The sequence below is a fragment of the Sphingobium sp. UBA5915 genome, from assembly GCF_002431195.1.
GTDB lineage: Bacteria > Pseudomonadota > Alphaproteobacteria > Sphingomonadales > Sphingomonadaceae > Sphingobium > Sphingobium soli.
Genome location: NZ_DJDV01000057.1, coordinates 165,971 through 188,089, shown reverse-complemented (window position 1 = coordinate 188,089; position 22,119 = coordinate 165,971). Strand labels below are relative to the sequence as shown.

The window sequence follows — 22,119 nt, the reverse complement described above, 5'->3', positions numbered from 1 at the left end:
TTGTTGCACCTGCCTCCGCAATGTACACAATCGTACGACGATCAGAATCATGGCGCCGTCCGCGCGATAGGCTATAGCGCCCGGCGATGGCCAGCAGCGAAGAACAGGGCGCGCATGACGCGCTGATCGGCACCGGGGCAGTGATGCTGTCGCTTTTGTCGATGAATTTGGGCGCGGCCTTCGCCAAGACGCTGTTTCCGCTGGTCGGCGCGCCGGGCGTGGCGGGCTTGCGGATCGTGCTGGCGGCACTGTTGCTCCTGTCCTTTCGTCGGCCCTGGCGGCAGGCGGTGCCGCCTGGCCTGCGCTGGCCGCTGCTGGCCTATGGCGCGACGCTCGCACTTATGAACCTGTCCATCTATCAGGCGTTCGCTCGGATCCCGCTCGGCACCGCCATCGCGATCGAGGTGACGGGGCCGCTCGCCATCGTGCTGTTCGGATCGCGCCGTCCGCGCGATTTCGTTTGGCTGGCCGCAGCAGTGGCGGGCCTGCTGATCCTGCTCCCCATTCGCGCCGACGCGCGGCTTGATCCCGTGGGCGTCGCCTTTGCCTGCGGCGCGGCCTTGTGCTGGGCGCTCTACATCCTCGCGGGCAAGCGCGTGTCGGCCGGGATCGGCGGCAATGCCGTCGCCTGGGGGATGCTGGTCGCCGCCGTCATCATCAGCCCGGCGGCGGTCGGCGCTATCGATACGGCGGTTCATTCGCCCCACCTGCTGCTTGTCGCGCTCGCCGTCGCCTTTCTGTCCAGCGCCTTTCCCTACACGCTGGAAATGGAGGCGATGCGGCGGCTGTCCGCCCCGACCTTCGGGCTGCTGCTCAGTTCAGCGCCCGCGATCGGCGCGCTGGCGGGATTTGCCGTGCTGGGCGAGCGGCTGACGTCGATTCAGTGGATCGCGATGCTCAGCATCATGGTCGCTTCGGCCGGCAGCGCGCTGACCGCCGCGCCCAGGCCACGGATCGAAACGACGCCGCTCTAGGCGCCGACCTTCGCCTTGCCGACATTCAGCATCTTGCCGTTGGTGATGACCGCGACGTCGCCGATCTTCGTCACGCCGAACAGCTTCTTGGCAAATTCCGTCGGCACGCCGATGCAGCCATGGGTGCCGCGTCCATATTCGACATCGCTGCCATGGATGAAGACGCCGTCGCTGGTCAGTCGCTGCGCATAGGGCATGGGCGCATCATACAGGTTGGACACATGATCCGCGTCCTTCTGCGTGATCGGAAAGGCGCCGAGCGGACTGGGCTTGTCCGTCGCGCCATAGAGGATGACCGCTGCGCCGATTTCATAGCCATCGCGGAAAACGGACAGCGTCTCGGCCTTGAGGTCGATGGTGATGATGACCGGCCCGGTTGCGGGCGCGCCCTTTTCATCCCAGACATAATCGCCATGACGAAACGGTCCGTCGATGGCCAGCACGCGCTTCACGGTCAGCGCGCGCGGGTCGATCTCCATCGGCTGGTCGCTGCGTCGTTCGACCGGCTGGGCGGACGTTGTGGGGGGCGCGGCGGCCTCGGCAGCGGGGGAGGCTGCCTGCGCCGCGATCGGTTCGGCATCGGGCGCGGTCGGCCGATCCAGCATCTGCATCGCCCCCCACGCCGCACCGCCCAGGCCAAGGGCGATCACCAGCTTGGGACCGATGCTTTTCGCCATCGCGTTGAACCATGATGCCATTGGCAATCTCCTTTCGCCGCGCAGGCTAGCAGGCAAAGGTTAAGTGACGCCTTCCCGCACGACCTCGGCCGCCGCAATGGCCGTCAGGTTGAGGATACCGCGCGATGTCACGCCGGGCGTCAGCACATGGATCGGCTTGGAAAGGCCCATCAGCATGGGGCCGACCGTAGGCGAACTGGACGATGCCGACAGCGCCGTCAGCGTGATGTTGGCCGCGTCCAGATTGGGCATGACCAGCAGGTTTGCCGACCCTTCAAAGCGCGAGTCGGGGATCAGCCGATCGCGCAGCGCCTGGCTGAGCGCCGCGTCGGCATGCATTTCGCCATCGGCCGCCAATTCGGGGGCCATGTCGCGCACCTTCTTGTAGGCACGGCGCATCTTGCGCGCGCTGTCGGTGTGCGATGATCCGAAATTGGAGTGGGACAGCAGCGCAACCCGCGGCTTGAGGCCGAAATGCGCGACTTCCGCGGCGGCCGCGACCGTCATTTCAGCAATCTGCTCGGTGGTCGGATCGGGCACCATATGCGTGTCCGTGATGAACAGCGCGCCCGCGTCCAGGATCAGCCCGGACAGCGCGTAGACGCGGCTGTGGCTCGGCACCCGATCGATGATGCGCAGCACATGCTCGACCTGCCCCCAATATTCCGACCGACCGCCGACCAGCGCGGCGTCGACCCTGCCGGTGCGCAGCAGCATGGCGGCGGTGACGGTCGGGCGGCGATAGACATGGCGCAGGATTTCGTCCGCCGGCACGCCCTTGCGCGCTGCGACGGCGCGATAGGCCTCGACCAGTTCGCCCATGACCAGATGGTCGGTTTCCGGGTCGATCACCTCGACATCGCGGTCGAGGTCAAAGCTCAGCCCCAGTTCGGGCAGCTTCTGTTCCAGGATGCGGCGGCGGCCGACGATGGTCGGGCGGACAATCCCTTCGTCCAGCGCATCGCGAATTGCGCGCAGCACGCGGTCATCCTCGCCCTCACCATAGGCGATGCGGGTGCCGCTGCCGCGCGCGGCTTCGAACACCGGCAGCATCAACTGGCCCGACCGGGTATTCTGGTGGTTCAGGTTGCGCTTGTAATCGTCCAGATTGAGCGTCTTTTTCGCGACGCCGCTGTCCATCGCGGCCTTCGCGACGGCGACCGCAATCTCACCGATCAGGCGCGGATCGAAGGGGGTCGGGATGATGTAATCCGCGCCGAACACCAGCCTGCGCCCGCCATAGGCCTGGGCGACACTGTCATGCGCGGGCATACGGGCGAGGGCGGCGATGGCATCGGCGGCGGCGACCTTCATCGCCTCGTTGATCTGCGTCGCGCCCACGTCCAGCGCGCCGCGGAAGATATAGGGGAAGCACAGGACATTGTTGACCTGATTGGGATAGTCCGACCGGCCGGTCGCGATGATCGCGTCGGGGCGGACCTCGCGCGCGGCTTCGGGGCGGATTTCCGGCTCTGGATTGGCGAGCGCGAAGATCAGCGGATTGGGCGCCATCAACGGCAGCCATTCGGGCTTCAGAACGCCCGGCGCCGACAGGCCCAGGAACAGGTTCGCGCCCGGCAGCACGTCGGGCAGCGTGCGTGCATTGGTAGTGCGGGCATAGCGCGCCATATTGGGCAACATGCCCTCGCGGCCCGCATGGATGACGCCGTCCTTGTCGGTCATCGTGACATTTTCGATCGGCAGGCCCATCGACACCAGCAGATCGACGCAGGCCAGCGCCGCCGCGCCCGCGCCCGACGTCACCAGCTTCGCATCGGCCAGCGTCTTGCCCTGCAACACCAGCGCGTTGCGCACGGCGGCGGCAACGACGATCGCGGTCCCATGCTGGTCATCGTGGAAGACCGGAATGTTCATCCGCTCTTTCAGTCGCCGCTCGATCTCGAAACATTCGGGCGCCTTGATGTCTTCGAGGTTGATGCCGCCGAACGTCGGCTCCAGCAGCGCGACCGCTTCGACAAACTGGTCGGGATCGGTCGTGTCCACTTCGATGTCGAACACGTCGATGTCGGCGAATTTCTTGAAGAGGACGGCCTTGCCCTCCATCACTGGCTTGGACGCCAGCGCGCCGATCGCACCCAGCCCCAGCACCGCTGTGCCGTTCGATATGACCGCGACTAGATTGCCGCGCGCGGTATAGTCCAGCGCCTTGTGGGGATCAGCGGCGATTTCGACGCAGGGCGCGGCGACGCCGGGCGAATAGGCCAGCGCCAGGTCGCGCTGGTTGACCATGCGCTTGGTGGGTTCGATCCGAAGCTTGCCGGGTTGCGGATAGCGATGATAGTCGAGTGCCGCGCGGCGGGTGTTGTCGTCCATGGACGCGGCCTTAGAGGCTTGCTTCCGCTAGGGCAATGGTGGAGCGTTCCCAGGGCGGCACCGGCCCGTAAAGGCTGGCCAGAAAGGCGATAAAGGCGCTGATCGCGCGCGGCGGATGGCTTTGCGGCAGGTGCACCGCGAACAGGGCAACATCGGCCGACCCGGCATAGGCCGGCAGGACTTGGCGCAACGCGCCCGATGCCAAGGCGTCGCTAACGTCCCAGAGCGATCGCAGCGCGATGCCGCCGCCCGCCAGCGTCAATTCGCGCACCAGTTCACTGCTATTGGTGCGCACATGGCTCTGCCCTTCGATGCTGACGGGTCCCCTGGCGCCGATCAGCCGCCACGGCATCTGCCCGTCCGCGGCGAGCAATCGGTGGGCTTTGAGCGCCGCGATCGTGTCCGGCACGCCATGACGATCGAGATAGCCCGGCGCAGCGCACAGGATGCGGCGATTGGTGGCGAGCCGCGTCGCAGACAGGCCGCGCCCGGGATCCGCAGTGATGCGCAGCGCCAGGTCCGCCCGCGCCTCGATCAGGTCGACGAACGCGTCCGACAGGTCGATGGTGAGAGCGACCTTCGGATAGGCGTCGAGAAAGCCCTGCAGATAGGGCGCCAGATGCATGCGCCCGAAGGAGGTTGGCGCGGTCACGCGCAGTGGGCCGCTCACCATCGCCGACTGCCCCGACACCCGCCGCTCCGCTTCATCGAGCGCCGCCAATATGCCCCGCAGGTCGGCATGTAGCCGCTCGCCGGCCGGGGTCAGCGCCATGCGCCGCGTCGTGCGGTGGAGCAGTTTCGCGCCAAGCCGGTCCTCCAGCCGCGCCAAGCGCTTTGACACCATCGCCGGGGAAATATGCAGCCGCCGCCCGGCCGCCGCCAGCCCGCCCTCATCGACGACGGTCACGAACAGGTCATGGTCCGGGTCCATCATATTCGTTCACCACAGGAATGACTATGTTCGCATAATAGCGGCTACACGGCATAATGGCGATAGGGTAGGGGGTGGGGCGACATATTGATGCTGGGAGAAGAGCCATGACCGACCGCATGATCGACAAGTCCGGCCTCATGGTCGCGCCGTTGTTCGCCGACTTCATCGAAATGCGCGCATTGCCCGGCACCGGGATCGACCCGCACGCCTTCTGGGCCGGAACGGCGGACATCCTTGCCCGCTTCTCCCCGGAAAACGTCGCCCTGCTGCGCAAGCGCGATACATTGCAAGCGCAGATCGACAGCTGGCACGAACAGCGCCGGGGCCAGCCCCATGATGCGCAAGCCTATCAGGCCTTTCTGCACGACATTGGGTATCTCGTTCCCGAACCTGAACCATTCGCGATCCGGAGCGAGAATGTCGATGACGAAGTCGCCCGCCTTGCCGGACCGCAGCTGGTCGTCCCGATCCTCAACGCCCGCTTCCTGCTCAACGCCGCCAATGCGCGCTGGGGCAGTCTCTATGACGCGCTCTACGGCACTGACGCCATCACGGGCGCGCCGGCCGGAAAAGACTATGACGCTGCGCGCGGCGCGCAGGTCATCGCTTGGGCCAAGACGTTCCTTGACGATGCCATCCCGCTGGCGAGCGGCCGCTGGGCTGACCTGACCAGCGCCGACATCGTCCTGCGCGATCCTGCCCAGTTCATCGGCACCAGCGAAAAGGGCAAGCTGTTCCGTCATAACGGCCTGCATATCGAGGTTGTCTTCGACCGCGACCATCCGATCGGCGCGACCGACCCGGCCGGCATCGCGGACGTCATCCTCGAATCCGCGCTGACCTCCATTTGCGACCTGGAAGACTCCGTCGCCGCCGTCGACGCGCAGGACAAGGTCGCCGCCTATGCCAACTGGCTGGGCCTGATGCGCGGCGACCTGACCGAAACGTTCGAGAAGGGCGGCAAACAAATGACGCGTGCGCTCAACCCTGATCGCGCCTACACCGCGCTGGATGGCAGCAGCTTCACGCTGCCGGGCCGCAGCCTGCTGTTCGTCCGCAATGTCGGCCATCTGATGACGACGCCGGCCGTCCGCCTGCCCAATGGCGACGACGCGCCCGAAGGCATTATCGACGGCATTGTCACCAGCCTGATCGCGCTACACGATCTTAAGGGTCGTAGGGACAACAGCCGCACCGGCAGCGTCTATATCGTCAAGCCCAAGATGCACGGTCCGGACGAAGCGGCCTTCACGAATAGTCTGTTCGACGCGATCGAGGATATGCTCGGCATGGCGCGCCACACGATCAAGGTCGGTGTCATGGATGAGGAACGCCGCACATCTGCCAATCTGGCGGCCTGCATCCATGCGGTGAAGGACCGCATCGTCTTTATAAATACCGGCTTCCTCGATCGCACGGGCGACGAAATGCATACGTCGATGCAGGCTGGTCCCATGATCCGCAAGGGCGAGATGAAGTCGAGCGACTGGATCACCGCCTATGAGGATCGCAATGTCCAGATCGGCCTTGCCTGCGGCCTCAGTGGCCGGGCGCAGATCGGCAAGGGCATGTGGGCCGCGCCCGACCGCATGGCCGACATGCTGGAGCAGAAGATCGGCCATCCCATGAGCGGCGCCAACACCGCCTGGGTGCCGTCGCCCACCGCCGCGACGCTGCACGCCACCCATTATCACCGCGTCGACGTCTTCGCGCGTCAGGCGGAGCGCAAGGCGGAAGCTGTCGCGCCGCTGGACATGCTGCTGTCCATTCCCGTCGCCCTCGGCCGCAACTTCTCGGAAGACGAAATTGCGCAGGAACTGGATAATAATGCGCAGGGCATTCTTGGCTATGTCGTCCGCTGGGTCGATCAGGGGATCGGCTGTTCCAAGGTGCCCGATATTCACGACATCGGCCTGATGGAGGACCGCGCGACGCTGCGCATCTCGTCGCAGCATATGGCCAACTGGCTGCTGCATGGCGTTTGCACGGCGGACCAGATCGACGCCGCTTTCACCCGCATGGCGGCGAAGGTCGATGCGCAGAATGAAAGCGACCCGCTCTATCAGCCGATGAGCGGTCGGGAAGGGCAGAGCCTCGCCTATCAGGCCGCCCGCGCGCTTGTGTTCGAGGGGGTCGAACAACCCAACGGCTATACCGAGCCCCTGCTCCACGCCTTTCGCGCAAAGAAGAAGCTGGAAGTTCTGGAAGACGCCTGAAAACATATCGTCAAGGACAAGGCGCTGGCCTGAACTTGGCAACGGCCCCATGCTGCGTTAGCCATCACGCTCCGCAGCACGGGAAGGGCCGTCATGACCATCATCGTCCATCATCTCAATAACAGCCGGTCGCAACGCATCCTCTGGCTGCTGGAGGAAATGGGCGAGCCCTATGAGGTGCGCCGCTACGAACGCGACGCAAGGACCATGCGCGCCCCCGCCACGCTCCGCGCTGTCCATCCGCTCGGCCGCTCGCCCGTGGTGGAGGTCGATGGCCACCGCCTGATCGAAACCGGCGCGATCATGGAGTATCTCGTCGCGCGGTCCGGCAATCGCTTCGGCGCACCGGCGGACGCGGAAAACGCGATCCGCTATCGTCAGTTTGTGCATTATGCCGAAGGGTCGATGATGCCGCCGCTGCTGGCGCTGCTCGTGGTCGGCAAGCTGGGCCTGCTCGGTCGCCCGGCCAGGCCCACGGTGCAAAAAATGCTCGATGATCATCTGGACTGGCTGGAAACCGAACTGGCGACCCGACCCTATTTCGCCGGGGATGATTTCACCGCCGCCGACATGATGATGAGCTTTCCGCTGGAAGCCTCCCGCGCCCGCGGTGGCCTCGACGAAAGCCGCCCGCACCTCATCCGCTGGTTGCACGAGATGCACGGCCGGCCCGCCTATCAGGCGGCGCTGGCGGCGGGAGGTCCCTATGCCTATGCCTGACCGCCGCGCTGTCCTGCGTCTTGCAACTGTCAGCATCGGTGTCGGCATCGTCAGCCCGCGCCTGTTCGCGCAGGAGAAAGCGGGTGAGATGCTGGCCTCGATGACCGGTGAGGTTACGCCCATCGGCACGTCCGAGCGCGCCGGCAGACTGGCCCGCGCGCAGGCAGTGATGCGGGAAGCGGGCATCGACGCCTTGCTGGTCGAACCGGGGGCGAGCCTCATCTATTATAGCGGCATCCGCTGGCATCGCTCGGAACGGCTTACGGCGCTGGTGATCCCGGCCAGCGGCGCGCCGCTCGTCGTCTGTCCCTTTTTTGAAAAGCCCTCGATCGACGAATCGCTCGCAATCCCCGCAGAGGTCCGCGTCTGGCAGGAACATGAAAGCCCCTATACGCCGATCGCCGATTTCCTGACGGCGAAGGGATTGGCCAAGGGGCGCATCGGCATCGAGGAGACGGTGCGCTATTTCGCGGTCGATGGTTTGAAGGCTGCCATACCCACCGCCACGCTGGTGAAGGACCCCGTCACCCGTGCGCTGCGCATGCGCAAGACCGCGGCCGAAATCGCCCTGATGCAAAAGGCGGCCGATGTCACCATGGCCGCCTATCGCTGGACCTACCCCCAGGTGACGGCCGGCATGACCCCCGCCGACATCGGCGCTTTGATGAGCGCCGCGACGAGGCAGCTAGGCGGCAAGGTCGAATTCAACCTCGTCCTGCTGGGCGAAGCCGCCGCCTATCCCCATGGTTCCGGCAAGCCACAGGCCGTACGCGCCGGCGATGTGGTGCTGATGGACTGTGGTTGCACGGTGGAGGATTATCAGTCCGACATCAGCCGGACCTGGGTCCATGACGCGACCCCGACGCCGCAGCAGCGCAAGGTCTGGAACGACGTGGCGCACGGCCAGCAAATCGCCTTCGCCGCGGCGCAACTCGGCGCGCCGGCCGGTTCGGTCGATGACGCGGTGCGCGGCTGGTATGAGAAAAGCGGCTACGGCCCCGGCTACGCGCTCCCCGGTCTCTCCCATCGCACCGGCCATGGCATCGGCATGGAAGGGCATGAGCCGGTCAACCTCGTGCATGGCGAAACGACGAAGCTGGACATCGGCATGTGCTTTTCCAACGAACCGGGGCTCTATCTGCCCGGCACCATGGGCATCCGCATGGAGGACTGCTTCCACATGACGCAGCAGGGACCCGCCTGGTTCTCGAAACCGCCGGTGTCGATTGAGGAGCCGGTAGAATAGACTTCGCTGACATCTATAGATGCCGCCAGCAGCCTAGGTTCTGTTGACAACGTAGGTTGCCACGGCAACGCTGTGTGAGTGAAATTTCGCAACGTCATTGAGCCCCATGCGGTGAGAAGGACTTTCAGATGTCCATGCTGCCGTTGCGCCACGCTTTCGGAACGAGGCGGCTATGAGATCTGCCCCGTGTGTTTTTGGGAAGACGACGGCCAAGATGACCCTGACGCTGAGTTGGTCCGGGGCGGTCCGAACGGCTCGCTGTCATTGCTTAAGGCGCGGATCAATTTCGCACAAATCGGCGCAGGTGATGTGCGCCATCGTCAATACGTCCGCCCACCCAAAGAAACCGAACTCTGACGATTCATAAATGGGTTGATCTCTGATTCAAGGCTGCTCCTTGCGGGGAGCGGTAATGGCGCGTGGCGATCTGACGGACGAGGAATGGGGCGTAATCGAGGTGCTGTTGCCGGCGGAGCGCGGACGCAAGTCTCGCCCCTCCCACGACAATCGACGTTTTCTCGACGGTATGCTTCATGTTCTGCCAATCACCCCGCCCAAAGCCAATCGACGTGAACCCATCGCATGCGACTTCCGCCGCTACCGGGATCGAAACCGCATGAGCGTATGTTCGGACACCTCAAGCATCAACGGCGCATTGCCACCCGTTACGATAAAACTGCCCTGTCGTTCGCCAGCTTCCTAAATCTCGCAGCCATCCGCCGATGGCTACCCAACTTTGTCAACAGGTCCTATTTTCACTCACGCGATGCCAAGCATGATCTTCAGCTTTTTTTCGAACAACATCGGGTCGATGATGAAATGCCGTTCGCCCGGAATATTAGGATCATAGCTGATCGCACCTTCCGCTGGCAGTATATAGCCAACGCTATGCTGCCTGAAATTGCCGATGCGCGACTGGCATTCGGTAATATAGTTCATCGCCATAACCCGGCATCCCATGGGCGAAAATAGCGCATTGTGCAGCGCGCTTGAAAATTCCCCGACAATATGACGCGCGTCGGCAAACAAGGCGATCTGCTCTTGAAGAGTCAGCTTTTCGGGACTGACCGCTTCAAAGCCATAAACAGTCGCGATGTCGCGCAAGGCATCGGCGTTGGCAAGGACGCGATAGGATTGCACCCGACGTTCCACGAAAATACGCCGGGTGGGGCCGCCTTCGGTTCGGTATGGCGCTGCAAGATTGTTCAGTTCATTTTGCACCCGATCGGAATAGATATAGCCTCTGCCCCAGTTTGGTACCATCAATTGCCCGATGACGAGGTCCTCATCAGCTTCCTTTAATTCGATGCGGAAATCCGGAAGCAGCAAGTTGATCCATTGCTGTGCGAATGCCGGTGCATTGGCGGGCAGAAGGATCGGAATGTCGGACAGCGAGGGATCATCGCGATAGGCAGATCGCATCAGCAACAGACGCGATACTGCTTCCAGCAGAAAGTGACCGTAAATAATGCAATTGTAATTCCACACGGCCCAGGCCCGATCGATATGCCGGGATCGCGTGGCTGTGGACGTCACTTGGCTAATGAAAACGGGGTCTTCGTATTTTTGGACGACGTAACCAGGGAACAGAGCATTCTTTAACTCAGGCTTCAGTCCGTCGAATATTAATGGAATGCATGGGCCAATGATGCGTACATCTTCAAACGCCCAGATGGTTGCAGCGGGAGTCTCAACTGGATACGCATGCCGCTGCTGAATTAGCGGCGTTAGTCCATCATTCCACAGCATGGGAACAGCCTGATTTTTCCGGACGCTTTCCCATTCGGCGAAAATTCGTACCGTCATGCTGTTCCAACTCCAACTTCTGCGTAACGTGTGGACGCCATTGCAGGCGTCGGCCTGAATGACAAGGCTGGTCGCTTTTTCAAGACGCTGCTGCGCTGGTGGAGAAGCGATCAAATCCCCCGCTTGTGCGGCGGGCCGCTTCCTCTTAAATCGCGTCCATGACCTCGACCAACGACATTCGCCGCTCTTTCCTCGATTATTTCGGAGGCAACGGCCACACCATCGTTCCCTCGGCGCCGCTGGTGCCGCATAATGATCCGACGCTGATGTTCGTCAACGCAGGCATGGTGCCGTTCAAGAATGTGTTCACAGGGCTTGAAACACGCCCCTACAAAACCGCGACATCGAGCCAGAAATGCGTGCGGGCGGGCGGCAAGCATAATGACCTCGACAATGTCGGCTATACCGCGCGCCACCATACGTTCTTCGAAATGCTCGGCAATTTCAGCTTTGGCGATTATTTCAAGGAACAGGCAATCACCCATGCCTGGACGCTGCTGACCAAGGAATGGGGGCTGCCCGCCGACAGGCTGACCGCGACCGTCTATCATACCGATGACGAGGCGTTCGACCTGTGGAAGAAGATTGCGGGCCTGCCCGAAGAGCGCATCATCCGCATCGCGACCAAGGATAATTTCTGGGCAATGGGCGACAGCGGCCCGTGCGGTCCCTGCTCGGAAATCTTCTACGATCATGGCGACCATATCTGGGGCGGTCCGCCCGGATCGCCGGAGGAGGATGGCGACCGCTTCGTCGAAATCTGGAACCTCGTCTTCATGCAATATGAGCAGGAAGCGAACGAGATCGTTTCGGAACTGCCCAGGCCCAGCATCGACACTGGCATGGGGCTGGAGCGCGTTGCCGCCGTGATGCAGGGCGTCACCGACAATTATGATACCGACACGTTCAAGGCGCTGATTGTCGAAAGCGGGGCGCTCAGTCGTACCGCGACCGACGGCGCGCATAAGGCCAGCCATCGGGTCATCGCCGATCATCTGCGCTCGACCGGGTTCCTGATTGCTGACGGCGTGCTGCCGGCCAATGAAGGACGCGGCTATGTGCTGCGCCGGATCATGCGCCGCGCCATGCGCCACGCGCACATCATCGGCGCGAAGGAGCCGCTGATGTATCGCCTCGTCTCCAGCCTCGTATCGGAAATGGGCGGCGCCTATCCCGAACTGGTCCGCGCCCAGCCGCTGATCGAGGAAACCCTGCTGCGCGAAGAAACGCGCTTTCGCAAGACTTTGGAGAACGGGCTTAAGTTGCTGGACGAAGCGACCGGCGGTTTGGATGAGGGCGGCACGCTTGCCGGTGAAACCGCCTTCAAGCTCTACGATACCTATGGTTTCCCCTATGACCTGACCGAAGACGCGCTGCGCTCGCGCGGCCTGACGGTGGATCGCGCCGGCTTCGACGCCGCCATGGCCGAACAGAAGGCCGCCGCGCGCGCAGCCTGGAAGGGATCGGGCGAAAAGGCGTCCGACGAAATCTGGTTCGACATCGCGGAAAAGGCAGGCAACACCGAATTTATCGGCTACGCCACCACCCAGGGCGAGGGCGAGGTTCTGGCCATCGTCAAGGATGGTGTGAACTTCGACAGTGCTGCGGCTGGCGACACCGTCACGATCGTCACCAATCAGACGCCCTTCTACGGCGAAAGCGGCGGCCAGATGGGCGACGCGGGCCGGATCACGACACAGGGCGGCTTTGTCGCGGTGGTCGATGATACGGCCAAGCCGCTGGGCCGCGTCCATGCCCATCACGCGACGATCGAGGCGGGCAGTATCAAGGTGGGCGACACCGTGCATCTGAGCGTCGATGTCGACCGCCGGGACCGCATTCGCGCCAACCACAGCGCCACCCATTTGCTTCATGCCGCGTTGCGCAAGGAACTGGGCGCGCATGTGACGCAGAAGGGCAGCCTGGTTGCGGCTGATCGCCTGCGCTTCGACTTCTCGCATCCCGAAGCGCTGACGCATGCGCAGATCGCCGCGATCGAGGCGGATGTGAACGCGCAGGTGCGCCATAATGAGGAGGTGACGACCCGCCTCATGACCCCGGACGACGCGGTCGCGGCGGGCGCCATGGCGCTGTTTGGCGAAAAATATGGCGACGAGGTTCGCGTCCTGTCGATGGGCCGGGGGGACGATGCGCATTATTCGGTGGAACTGTGCGGCGGCACCCATGTCCGCGCGACCGGCGACATTGCTCTGTTCAAGATCGTGTCGGAAAGCGCCGTCTCCTCGGGCGTGCGCCGGATCGAAGCCTTGACCGGCGAGGCCGCGCGCCTGTGGCTGGTCGAACGCGACGACAAGCTGCGGCAGACGGCCGCCGCGCTCAAGACCACTCCGGAGGATGTGCCGACCCGCATTGCCGCGCTGGTCGAACAGAGCCGCAAGCTGGAGCGCGAACTTGCCGAGGCCAAAAAGGCTTTGGCGCTGGGTGGCGGCAGCACGGCTCAGCCGGCGGGACCGGAAAAAATTGGCAACATCGATTTTCTGGGCCAGGTCATTGAAGGGCTCGACCCCAAGGAATTGCGCGGCATCGTCGATCAGAACAAGGCGACGCTGGGTAGCGGCGTGTCCGCCGTGCTCGCGGTGGTCGACGGCCGCGCCAGTATCGCAGTCGGCGTCACCGATGACCTGAAAGGCCAGATCAGCGCCGTCGACCTCGTCCGCGCCGGTGTTGAGGCGCTGGGCGGCAAGGGTGGCGGTGGCCGTCCCGACATGGCGCAGGGCGGTGGCCCCGATGGCGACAAGGCGACGGCGGCGCTGGACGCGGTGAGGACGGCGCTCGCCAGCGTGCCGGCCTGAACAGGCTTAGCCCGGCCGGGTCGTATTGCTGGGTAATCAGGACGGGGTCAGTAGCTTTCCCCGCCGCACAGCACCCGGCCGGTGCCCCGATGATCGATGGTGCAGGCGGCCTTGCCGTCAATCTGAACGTCGCCTGATCCACTGGCGACGATCTTGACGGCGACGTCCCCGGTCAGCGCCACGCTGCCCGGCCCGTCATTCCCGACCTCTGCCTGTCGCGCGCGCAGGCCTTGCGCGGCGACTTCGCCCGGTCCGTTCACATGGATGTTCGCGACCCCGGCGCGTCCCGCCAGCGTCGCTCGCCCGCCACCGGCCAGCAGCAGGTCAAGCCGGTCCAATTGCACATCGCTAACGGTGATGTCGCCATTGCCGCCGAGCACGATCTGGCCCCGCAGCCCTTTCATGCGGTCGATCTGCACGGAACCGCCGCCGGTCAGCATCACGCGGTCGATCATCCCGGTCGACAGGCGCAAGGTCGCAGCGCCGCCGCTTTTCTCGCCCGGACGCAGCCTGTCCATTCCGATGGTGAGTTGGCGCCCCGACACATCAACGTGCAAGCGGTCAAGCACAGCCTGATCGCCCTCGGCACGAGCAGATGGTCCCCGCCCGGTGGCCAGAATGATATTGACCGGAGCGTCTATGCGAATGCTGTCAAAGCTAGTGATGGTATAGCCGCGCGTTGCCGCCGTCGCCGGCGATGCCGCCGCCAGCCCGAACAGGATCAGGGCGCGCAGCGCGCCTCGCCGGGGCCAAGCCCTTTTATCGTGCATTGCGCCTTGCCTTTCACCGTCACGTCGCCCGGACCCATGATGTTGATAGCGACTTTGCCGTCCGACGCGAAGTCGATGTCGCCGGCACCCAGAACGGACACGTCGGCGTCCCCGATCTTCAACGCTTCGCCATCAATGTCGCCCGCGCCGGTGATGGACAGTTTGGCCCGGTCAGTCGCGCCGGCGATCTTGATCGAGCCCGCGCCGGTAATGTCGGTGGTCAAGGATTTCAGCTTCACCTCGGCGATGCGAAAATCGCCCGCGCCGGTCAGCGACAGGGTCAGGCTGTCGCCTTCCGCCCGGTCGAGATCCAGGTCGCCCGCACCGGTCAGGTCCGCGCCGGTGATGGCAGGCATCGTCACATGGATGGTGGCGCGATTCGCGCTTTTAGGACCGGACCATGTGGTGCTGGACTTGCGACCGATCAGCAGCTTGTCGCCCTTCACCCGGATATCGAGGTCGGCGATTGCCCGTTCATCGCCCTGCGCCCGGACGGAAAATTGGGGGCTGATCGTAACTTTGACATTGTCAGGGCCGGTTGCGTCGATGGCGGTAAAATCGCGAAGGCCGGACCAATTCTGTGTTTTCGATGCTACGCCACCGGCCGCAGGCATATCATCGGTACGCGAGCAGGCGCTCGTGGACAGAAGCAGGCTCGATAGCGCAAATGTCAGAAGGGGGAAGGACCGGGACATCGCAATCTCCTGATGTGTATTGCTTATATAATACACAAGATGATGGCGGTTCCAAGCCTCTTGTTCGTCGGCGCTCTTGATGATCAATGGACTTTTGGAAAAGCGGAGTGTGACCATGAAGCGCCTAGCCCTGACACTGCCATTTGCGGCGCTCATGCTCAATCCCGCGGCAGTCGGCGCCGAAGATGCCGCCCCGGACGATGGCACGCGCTGGTGGGGTCATGTGCAGGTGCTGGCCGGCGACGATATGGAAGGGCGCGGCACGGGCACGCCCGGCTATGACAGGGCTGCGGACTATGTCATCGGCGCATTCCAGTCGCTCGGTCTGAAGCCCATGGGGACCGATGGCTACAAGCAGCCGGTTGCCTTTGTCGAGCAGATCATTCGATCCGACAGCAGCAGCGCTGTCCTGCTCGGTTCGGGCGGGGAAACGCCTTTGTCCGTTCCTGGCGACCTCATTTTTTCTGGTGGCGGCGGTCCGGTTCCCGAGCGGATCGACGCCTCGATGGTCTTTGCCGGATATGGATTGCATCTGCCCGAAGAAGGGCATGACGATTTTGCCGGCCTTGACCTTCAGGGGAAGGTCGTGGTGGTGGTTTCAGGCGGGCCGGCAACGATTTCCGGCGCGCTTAAATCTCATGCCCGGTCCGAGCGCGCACAATATCTGGCGTCGAAGGGGGCGGTCGGGCTGATCAGCCTTGTGACGCCGAGGCAGGTCGAAATCCCCTGGAAGCGGCGCGTCAATCTGGCCGGCGCGCCCGCTCTCTATTATGCGGATGCGGCTTTGCGCGAAAGCGACCGGCCCTTCCTGAACGCGCAGATCGATCCGGCCCGGTCGCAGTCTGTGTTCGAAGGATCGGGTCATGATTTTGCGGCGATCGCCGCCGCAGCTGATGCTTCCGCGCCCATCGCCGGCTTTCCTTTGGCCCAGCGTTTGAGTGCGCGGGTCGCGGCGACGCGGCGAAACCTGTCGTCACCCAATCTCATTGCGGTCATGCCCGGCAGCGACCCCAATCTGCGCGATGAGTATGTCGTCCTCTCCGCGCATCTCGATGGCTATGGCATTGGCACGCCGGTCAAGGGCGACGCCATCTATAATGGCGCGTTCGACAATGCGTCGGGTGTCGCCAGCCTGCTGGAGATCGCCCGCGCCTTGCAACAGGCGGAGCAAAAGCCCAAACGCTCCATTCTTTTTGCTATCGTCACGGCCGAGGAGAAGGGTTTGCTTGGGTCTCGTTATTTCGCCCGGCGGCCGACAGTGCCGGCCGATGCGATGGTCGCTGACCTCAATTTCGACATGGCGCTGCCCATCTTTCCGCTGACCAGCGTCACGCCGATCGGCTATGATCAAAGCTCGTTGGGCGAAGACGCCTCTACCGTGAGCGCGGCGATGAACTTGCCTATTACGCCGGACCCGTTCCCTGATCGGAACGTCTTCATCCGGTCGGACCAATATGCCTTCATCCGCCAAGGCATTCCCGCTTTATTCTTCAAATATGGGTTTAAGGCCGGGACGCCTGAGGCTGTGGTGGAAAAGGCATGGCGCGCCAATCTCTATCATTCGCCCTTTGATGATCTCAACCAACCGGTGCTACCGGCGGAAACCGCGAAGCTGAACGCCTATGTCACGGCGGTGGCGCTGCGCGTGGCCAATGCACCGGAACGCCCAAGGTGGAATGCGGACAGCTTCTTCAAGCGGTTCGCGCAATAGAAGCCGGTGCCGATCAGGAGCCGGCTCCCATGGCCATGGACGTCAGGCTGGCGCTCGATCGAGATAGGGCAAGCGGTCGGTCAGCACCGACGGAAGGCCGTTGACGATGATCGAGCGCGCCTGATGCCAAAGCGCGGAAAGCAGCAACAGGGCCGATCCGATCACAAGACTGGTGAGCGCCCAGGAAAGCTCCACTGCGCCCGCCTGCTTGAACAGGGCGTAGAGGGCGAAGAGAACATAGGCGAGGCTGGAGACCAGCAAAGCGCGCCGGTCGATCGCAAGCGCGACAAGGCCAAAGGCGATGTAGAGCGCGACGACAAGCAAGGCGCGGCCGGCACCAATTTCGCCCCCATTCAAAACGCCCAACAGATGAAAAAGCGAATGGGCGATCATCGGGGCTGCGGCCAGATGCAACCAGAAAGCAACGTCCGATCGACGCGTCAGGCGCGCCCGGTCGGTCATGTCCCAGCGCATCGCCAGCAGGAAAATCACCAGACCCGATGCCAGCAGCATCAGGAAGGGCAGAGTGCGGTTATCGGGGAACGCGGCCATGACGAGGCCAGCCACCACGCCGGCGCCGGCCGCTGCCCCCGCGGCTACGGTGATCGGGACCATGAACCGCCGCCAGTGCAGGGCCGCGCCAGCCACGCCGACGGCGGCTGCGGCCGACAGGATCAGGGATTCGGCGCGATCGCCGGATCCGGGCCAGATTTGCGCGCCGAGCGCGCCCGCAGCGAACGCAATCCCCCCAACAAAGCCGCACAGCAATAAAATGGAGGGCAGGGCCATACGCCGCTGCCGGGTGAAATATTCCGCAAGGCCCCAGCTCGCCGCCGCGACCAGCAGGCCGGACATGAAGGTGGGATGATGGTCGGGTGCTCCGAATCGCAGGCTGTCGCCCAGCCAGCCGAGCGCGACCAGCAGGATGACGCTGGCGATAGCGACGAAGATGTCGTTGAATCCAGTCAGTAGCCGGAATTGTTCTTCATCCACCGCGACGGTCGCCCGCGATTGCGCGACATGATCGCGCAACGCCTGTGCGGCCTCGGGAGACAGAATGCCGGCCGTTACGGCATCCTGCAAATCGCTGTCGCTATACATGGCTTATCCTTCCCGAAAGGGTTCGATGCCGGAATATTAGCATCACTGTATTATTCAATCAATACAGTCGTTTTATGCTTTTTCTGCGACTTTCCCGATGTTAGCGCGGAACGATCGATAAGAGAGGACGCTGTTCATGACCTTGCCGCCGTTGCTTAGGGACCGGTTGTCGCTGCCGTTGATCGGTTCGCCGATGTTCATCATTTCGCAGCCCGATCTTGTCATTGCGCAATGCCGCAGCGGGATCGTGGGCGCCTTCCCGTCGCTCAATGCCCGACCGGCGGGCATGTTCGAAAGCTGGTTGCAGCAATTGGGGGAGGCGCTGGGCGAAAGCGATGCGCCCTTTGCCGTCAACCTGATCGTCCACCGCACCAATAGCCGGCTGGAAGAGGATCTGGCGCTGTGCGTGCGCTATCGCGTGCCCATCGTCATCACGTCACTTGGCGCGCTGGAAGACGTCAATGACGCCATTCACAGCTATGGCGGCATCGTCCTGCATGATGTCATCAACAATGTCTTCGCCCGCAAGGCGGTGGAAAAGGGCGCGGACGGCCTGATCGCCGTTGCGGCAGGGGCAGGGGGCCATGCGGGCACGCTGTCGCCCTTCGCCCTGATTCAGGAAATCCGTGCGTGGTTCGATGGACCGCTCGCCCTGTCGGGATCGATCGCGACGGGCCGGGCGATCGCGGCCGCGCGCATGATGGGTGCGGACCTTGGGTATATGGGCACGCCCTTCATCGCGACCGAGGAAGCCAATGCGCAGGCGGCCTACAAGCAAATGATCGTGGACGGCAGCGCGCAGGATATCGTCTATTCCGATGTCTTTACCGGTGTACTGGGCAATTATCTGCGCCCCAGCATCGTTGCCGCGGGACTTGATCCCGACGCGCTGCCCAAGGCGAAGGATATGGATTTCGCCAGCCTGACGGGTGGAGAAAAAAAGGCATGGCGCGACGTTTGGGGCGCGGGGCAGGGCATCGGCGCCATCGCGAAGGTTCAGCCGGCCGCCGATTTCATTGCCGGGCTGAAGGCTGACTATAGAGCGGCGGTGGAGGGGTTTACGGCCTGACGCGCGCGACGGCGCCGGACGGGATGTCGGGCCGCAGGAAGCGAAGCGTCTCGGCAATGAAGCGGTCGAACTGATCATGGTGCAGCCAATGGCCGGCATTGTCGAACTCGGTCAGGCTGGCATCGCGAAAATGCGTCATGCGCCCGTCTTTGGCCGGGTTGGACGCCCAGCTGTCGCGCCCCAGATACAGCTGGACCGGACAGGTGATCCGGCTCCAGAAAGCCGGCAGTTCTGAGTCCGATGCCGCCTCCGGCGCGATGCCTTTCATATAAGGATCGAATTTCCAGCTATAGCTGCCGTCTTCGTTGCGATTGATGCCATGCTGGGTCAGATGCATCGCCTGCTCCAGCGTCAGTTTCTCGTTACGTTCGCGCATCCGGCCCACTGCGGCCTCCAGCGTCGGGTAGGAACGGGGCGTGCGATGCGCGCGGGCCCGGCGACCTTCGATCCAGTCGACCCAAATGTCAGGCGCTGCCTGTTCCTGTCGTTGAGCGACGGCGTCGGGAGACAGACCCAATCCCTCGATCGCCACGATCTTATCGACCTTGTCCGGAAAGAGGCCAGCGAACCGCAGGCTGATCGATCCGCCCAGCGAATGCCCCATGATCGTCACTGGCGATCGGTCGAGCAGATCGACGAGCAGAGCAAGGTCATAGACAAAATGGGCGATCGGATATGCCCCGGTGGGCGACCAGGCGCTGTCCCCATGTCCCCGCAAATCGGGCGCGATCACGTGAAAATCCTGCGCCAGGACACGCGCGGTCCAGTCCCAGCTATGCGCATGATCGAATCCGCCATGGACCAGGATCAACAAAGGGGCAGAAGGATTTCCCCAGTCCAGATAATGGAGGCGCGACCGCAGGGAGGTGAAGAAATGCGATGTCGGAGTAGGTACAGCCGGCATGTTCCAGGATCCTGCGGTAGCGTTTTGCATGTCCGCACGACCATTGGCGCGCCCACTGCATCTTGCAAGCGCGAATAAACAATAAGGCGCATTTTCCGTGATTTCGGAGCGCCATGCGGTGAAATTGCCGTCTTGCGGCAAGATCAAAGACAATGATTGTCGTTAAAGTGGATCGGTCGATGGGCCAAAGGAGATGCGCTCTTTCCCTGAGGAAAGTGCGCCGACCTGATTGACCAGGCGAGCCAGTTGCGCCTGGCGAAAGGGTTTGTCCAGTCTTGGCCGGCTGCTGGAATGGGCTGGCAGTTCGGCAAAGCCGGTGATGATAATGACCGGAAGGTGAGGATGGGCCTCCTCGATGGCGTCGGCCAGCTGCGCGCCCGTCATGCCGGGCATGGCATGATCGGTGACCACCATGTCGATGCGGGATTGTTCGAGCATGCGCAACGCATCGGCCGCACTTCCGGCCCGAAAGACGGTGTGTCCCAGATCCTCCAGCATGCCAGCGGTGTTTGTCAGGACCAGGTCGTCGTCGTCGACCGCCAGGATCACGAGCGGAGTCTGCATCAGTGGGCCTTCCGGGGTGTCGGTCCCGACGATCGATGTCTCTTCCTCCTGCGAGACGGGCAGCCATAGCGAGACGGTCGTGCCTGCGCCAACGGTGCTTTCGATGGTCAGCGCGCCACCGCATTGTTCGACAAAGCCATGGACCATGGAAAGGCCAAGGCCCGTGCCCTTGCCGACGCCCTTGGTCGTGAAGAACGGCTCGCGAGCCTGTTCCAGCGTCGCGCTGTCCATGCCCTGGCCTTCATCGATCACCGACAGCTTGACGTAGGTGCCGCTCGCAAGGCCTGGAACGGTCCCCTGCGCCGTCAGCATCTCACTGGCGCTAATCAGGATCCGCCCGCCGTCGGGCATCGCATCGCGCGCATTGACCACCAGGTTCAATAAGGCCATTTCCAGTTGGCCGGTGTCGGCATGAGCGGGCGCAAGGCTTTTCGGGAACAGACTGTCGATGATGATGCCCGGTCCGACGCTGCTTTGCAGCATGTCGGTCATGCCGTGGACCAGCGCCAGGCAATCGACGCTTTGCAGCTTCAATTCCTGCCGTCTGGCAAAGGCGAGCATGCGCTGCGTCAAGGTGGCGCCCCGGTCTGCCGCAGCCATGGCATTGTCCAGGAAACGTTCGATGTCGCCGCCTTGGGCAAGGCGCATCCGGGCCAGTTCGAGACTACCGACGATCACGGCAAGCAGATTATTGAAGTCATGCGCGACGCCGCCCGTTAATTTGCCGATAGCGTCCATTTTCTGCGCCTGCATGATCGCTGCGCGGGCATCCTCCAGCGCCAGCTGGGATTCGCGCCTTTCGGTCAGGTCACGCGTGACCTTGGCAAATCCGATCAGCTGTCCTGCGGAATCGCGTATGGCGTCAATAACGGCATTGGCCCAGAAGCGGCTGCCATCCTTGCGGATGCGCCAGCCTTCCGATTCGAATCGGCCATCGCGCTCGGCGCTGTGCAGGGCGCGGGAAGGAAGGCCAGCAATGCGATCATCCTCGGAATAGAAAAGGGCGAAATTCTTACCCAGAATCTCATCCGTCTTATAGCCCTTGGCGCGCTCGGCACCCATGTTCCAGCTCGTGATGGTCCCAACGGGGTCGAGCATGTAAATGGCGTAGTCCGATACGCTCTCGACCAGCAGGCGAAACCGCTCCTCGCTTTTGCGCAGCGCTTCGTCCGCCGCGCGACGTTCGGTCAGATCGCGCGTGACCTTTGCGAAGCCCAGCAATCGCCCATCGGTATCACGGATGGGGTCGATCACGACATTGGCCCAGAAATGGGTGCCGTCCTTGCGCACGCGCCAGCCTTCGGCTTCAAATCGCCCTTCCTGCTGTGCCGTCGCCAGCGCGGCAGCGGGTATCCCTGCGGCCTGATCCTGGGGTGTGTAGAAGCGGGAAAAATGCTGGCCGATAATCTCGTCGGGCTCATAGCCTTTGAAGCGGCGCGCGCCGGCATTCCAGCTGGCAATCCGGCCATCGGTATCCAGCATGAAGATCGCATAATCCGTCACGCTCTGAACCAATAATTCAAACCGGTTGCCGCTATATTCCGATGGGAGGGTGTTCATTTAGTCCCCTTATGGTTCGCTGGCC

17 protein-coding genes are annotated in these 22,119 nt (G+C 63.2%); 8 read left to right on the top strand and 9 right to left on the bottom strand.

Annotated features, from left to right (window positions below; genetic code table 11):
- Positions 1–86 precede the first annotated feature (86 nt).
- Positions 87–974, top strand: coding sequence for an EamA family transporter (locus tag B2V90_RS09940; RefSeq protein ID WP_228222922.1), 888 nt, complete (start codon positions 87–89; stop codon positions 972–974).
- Here B2V90_RS09940 and B2V90_RS09935 read toward each other — a convergent pair.
- From B2V90_RS09935 to B2V90_RS09925, 3 genes are read right to left on the bottom strand one after another with little or no spacing between them, the layout of a single operon-like run.
- Positions 971–1,672, bottom strand: a complete 702-nt coding sequence (locus tag B2V90_RS09935) for a L,D-transpeptidase family protein (protein WP_228222923.1) — start codon at positions 1,670–1,672, stop codon at positions 971–973. The two genes, B2V90_RS09940 and B2V90_RS09935, sit on opposite strands and share 4 nt — an antisense overlap.
- A gap of 39 nt (positions 1,673–1,711) precedes the next feature.
- On the bottom strand, positions 1,712–3,985 hold the full coding sequence (locus tag B2V90_RS09930) for an NADP-dependent malic enzyme (protein WP_228222924.1): 2,274 nt from the start codon (positions 3,983–3,985) through the stop codon (positions 1,712–1,714).
- A gap of 10 nt (positions 3,986–3,995) precedes the next feature.
- Positions 3,996–4,919, bottom strand: coding sequence for a LysR family transcriptional regulator (locus B2V90_RS09925; protein ID WP_228222925.1), 924 nt, complete (start codon positions 4,917–4,919; stop codon positions 3,996–3,998).
- 104 nt (positions 4,920–5,023) lie between these two features.
- On the opposite strand from B2V90_RS09925, the gene B2V90_RS09920 reads away from it, so the two are divergent.
- The 4 genes from B2V90_RS09920 to B2V90_RS23140 all read left to right on the top strand — a co-directional run bounded on the left by B2V90_RS09920 (position 5,024) and on the right by B2V90_RS23140 (position 9,458).
- A complete protein-coding gene (locus tag B2V90_RS09920) occupies positions 5,024–7,135 on the top strand; it encodes a malate synthase G (RefSeq protein ID WP_228222926.1) in 2,112 nt (703 codons plus the stop codon).
- Between the two features lie 93 nt (positions 7,136–7,228).
- Positions 7,229–7,855: a glutathione S-transferase family protein gene (locus B2V90_RS09915; RefSeq protein ID WP_228222927.1), complete on the top strand. Its 627-nt coding sequence runs from the start codon at positions 7,229–7,231 to the stop codon at positions 7,853–7,855.
- Positions 7,842–9,101, top strand: coding sequence for a M24 family metallopeptidase (locus B2V90_RS09910; RefSeq protein ID WP_228222928.1), 1,260 nt, complete (start codon positions 7,842–7,844; stop codon positions 9,099–9,101). Before B2V90_RS09915 ends, B2V90_RS09910 begins: the two co-directional genes overlap by 14 nt.
- Positions 9,102–9,179: 78 nt before the next feature.
- Positions 9,180–9,458 carry a CPCC family cysteine-rich protein gene (locus tag B2V90_RS23140; protein ID WP_414711594.1) on the top strand — a complete coding sequence of 93 codons (279 nt, stop codon included), beginning with the start codon at positions 9,180–9,182 and terminating at the stop codon, positions 9,456–9,458.
- A gap of 402 nt (positions 9,459–9,860) precedes the next feature.
- Here B2V90_RS23140 and B2V90_RS09900 read toward each other — a convergent pair whose 3' ends face one another.
- A complete protein-coding gene (locus tag B2V90_RS09900) occupies positions 9,861–11,021 on the bottom strand; it encodes a glycosyltransferase family 61 protein (RefSeq protein WP_228222127.1) in 1,161 nt (386 codons plus the stop codon).
- A 44-nt stretch (positions 11,022–11,065) separates the two neighbouring features.
- Here B2V90_RS09900 and alaS point away from each other — a divergent pair, with 44 nt between their 5' ends.
- Positions 11,066–13,720: an alanine--tRNA ligase gene (gene alaS / locus B2V90_RS09895; RefSeq protein ID WP_228222128.1), complete on the top strand. Its 2,655-nt coding sequence runs from the start codon at positions 11,066–11,068 to the stop codon at positions 13,718–13,720.
- Positions 13,721–13,767: 47 nt separating this feature from the next.
- Here the strand turns inward: alaS and B2V90_RS09890 are convergent, their stop codons facing one another.
- On the bottom strand, positions 13,768–14,490 hold the full coding sequence (locus tag B2V90_RS09890; RefSeq protein ID WP_228222129.1) for a GIN domain-containing protein: 723 nt from the start codon (positions 14,488–14,490) through the stop codon (positions 13,768–13,770).
- A complete protein-coding gene (locus B2V90_RS09885; RefSeq protein ID WP_228222130.1) occupies positions 14,442–15,185 on the bottom strand; it encodes a head GIN domain-containing protein in 744 nt (247 codons plus the stop codon). The genes B2V90_RS09890 and B2V90_RS09885 overlap by 49 nt, the downstream gene beginning before the upstream one ends.
- 115 nt (positions 15,186–15,300) lie before the next feature.
- Between B2V90_RS09885 and B2V90_RS09880 the strand changes: the two genes are divergently transcribed.
- Positions 15,301–16,896 (top strand): M28 family metallopeptidase, encoded by a 1,596-nt coding sequence (locus tag B2V90_RS09880; protein WP_228222131.1) that lies wholly within the window; start codon positions 15,301–15,303, stop codon positions 16,894–16,896.
- Positions 16,897–16,938: 42 nt separating this feature from the next.
- Here the strand turns inward: B2V90_RS09880 and B2V90_RS09875 are convergent, their stop codons facing one another.
- Complete coding sequence (locus B2V90_RS09875) at positions 16,939–17,997, bottom strand: hypothetical protein (protein WP_228222132.1); 1,059 nt, start codon at positions 17,995–17,997, stop codon at positions 16,939–16,941.
- A gap of 136 nt (positions 17,998–18,133) precedes the next feature.
- Here B2V90_RS09875 and B2V90_RS09870 point away from each other — a divergent pair, with 136 nt between their 5' ends.
- On the top strand, positions 18,134–19,066 hold the full coding sequence (locus B2V90_RS09870; protein WP_228222133.1) for an NAD(P)H-dependent flavin oxidoreductase: 933 nt from the start codon (positions 18,134–18,136) through the stop codon (positions 19,064–19,066).
- Here B2V90_RS09870 and B2V90_RS09865 read toward each other — a convergent pair.
- Positions 19,056–19,970 carry an alpha/beta fold hydrolase gene (locus B2V90_RS09865; RefSeq protein WP_228222134.1) on the bottom strand — a complete coding sequence of 305 codons (915 nt, stop codon included), beginning with the start codon at positions 19,968–19,970 and terminating at the stop codon, positions 19,056–19,058. The genes B2V90_RS09870 and B2V90_RS09865 overlap by 11 nt on opposite strands.
- Before the next feature lie 162 nt (positions 19,971–20,132).
- Positions 20,133–22,094: a hybrid sensor histidine kinase/response regulator gene (locus B2V90_RS09860; RefSeq protein ID WP_228222135.1), complete on the bottom strand. Its 1,962-nt coding sequence runs from the start codon at positions 22,092–22,094 to the stop codon at positions 20,133–20,135.
- Positions 22,095–22,119: the final 25 nt, after the last annotated feature.

Bases quoted from the DNA above. Each gene is read 5' to 3' on its own strand.
- B2V90_RS09930 (WP_228222924.1), bottom strand. From the start codon at position 3,985: ATGGACGACAACACCCGCCGCGCGGCACTCGACTATCATCGCTATCCG.
- B2V90_RS09885 (WP_228222130.1), bottom strand. From the start codon at position 15,185: ATGTCCCGGTCCTTCCCCCTTCTGACATTTGCGCTATCGAGCCTGCTT.
- B2V90_RS09925 (WP_228222925.1), bottom strand. From the start codon at position 4,919: ATGATGGACCCGGACCATGACCTGTTCGTGACCGTCGTCGATGAGGGC.
- B2V90_RS09880 (WP_228222131.1), top strand. From the start codon at position 15,301: ATGAAGCGCCTAGCCCTGACACTGCCATTTGCGGCGCTCATGCTCAAT.
- B2V90_RS09910 (WP_228222928.1), top strand. From the start codon at position 7,842: ATGCCTATGCCTGACCGCCGCGCTGTCCTGCGTCTTGCAACTGTCAGC.
- B2V90_RS09870 (WP_228222133.1), top strand. From the start codon at position 18,134: ATGACCTTGCCGCCGTTGCTTAGGGACCGGTTGTCGCTGCCGTTGATC.
- B2V90_RS09935 (WP_228222923.1), bottom strand. From the start codon at position 1,672: ATGGCATCATGGTTCAACGCGATGGCGAAAAGCATCGGTCCCAAGCTG.
- B2V90_RS09890 (WP_228222129.1), bottom strand. From the start codon at position 14,490: ATGCACGATAAAAGGGCTTGGCCCCGGCGAGGCGCGCTGCGCGCCCTG.
- B2V90_RS09860 (WP_228222135.1), bottom strand. From the start codon at position 22,094: ATGAACACCCTCCCATCGGAATATAGCGGCAACCGGTTTGAATTATTG.
- alaS (WP_228222128.1), top strand. From the start codon at position 11,066: ATGACCTCGACCAACGACATTCGCCGCTCTTTCCTCGATTATTTCGGA.
- B2V90_RS09915 (WP_228222927.1), top strand. From the start codon at position 7,229: ATGACCATCATCGTCCATCATCTCAATAACAGCCGGTCGCAACGCATC.
- B2V90_RS09875 (WP_228222132.1), bottom strand. From the start codon at position 17,997: ATGTATAGCGACAGCGATTTGCAGGATGCCGTAACGGCCGGCATTCTG.
- B2V90_RS09865 (WP_228222134.1), bottom strand. From the start codon at position 19,970: ATGCCGGCTGTACCTACTCCGACATCGCATTTCTTCACCTCCCTGCGG.
- B2V90_RS09920 (WP_228222926.1), top strand. From the start codon at position 5,024: ATGACCGACCGCATGATCGACAAGTCCGGCCTCATGGTCGCGCCGTTG.
- B2V90_RS09940 (WP_228222922.1), top strand. From the start codon at position 87: ATGGCCAGCAGCGAAGAACAGGGCGCGCATGACGCGCTGATCGGCACC.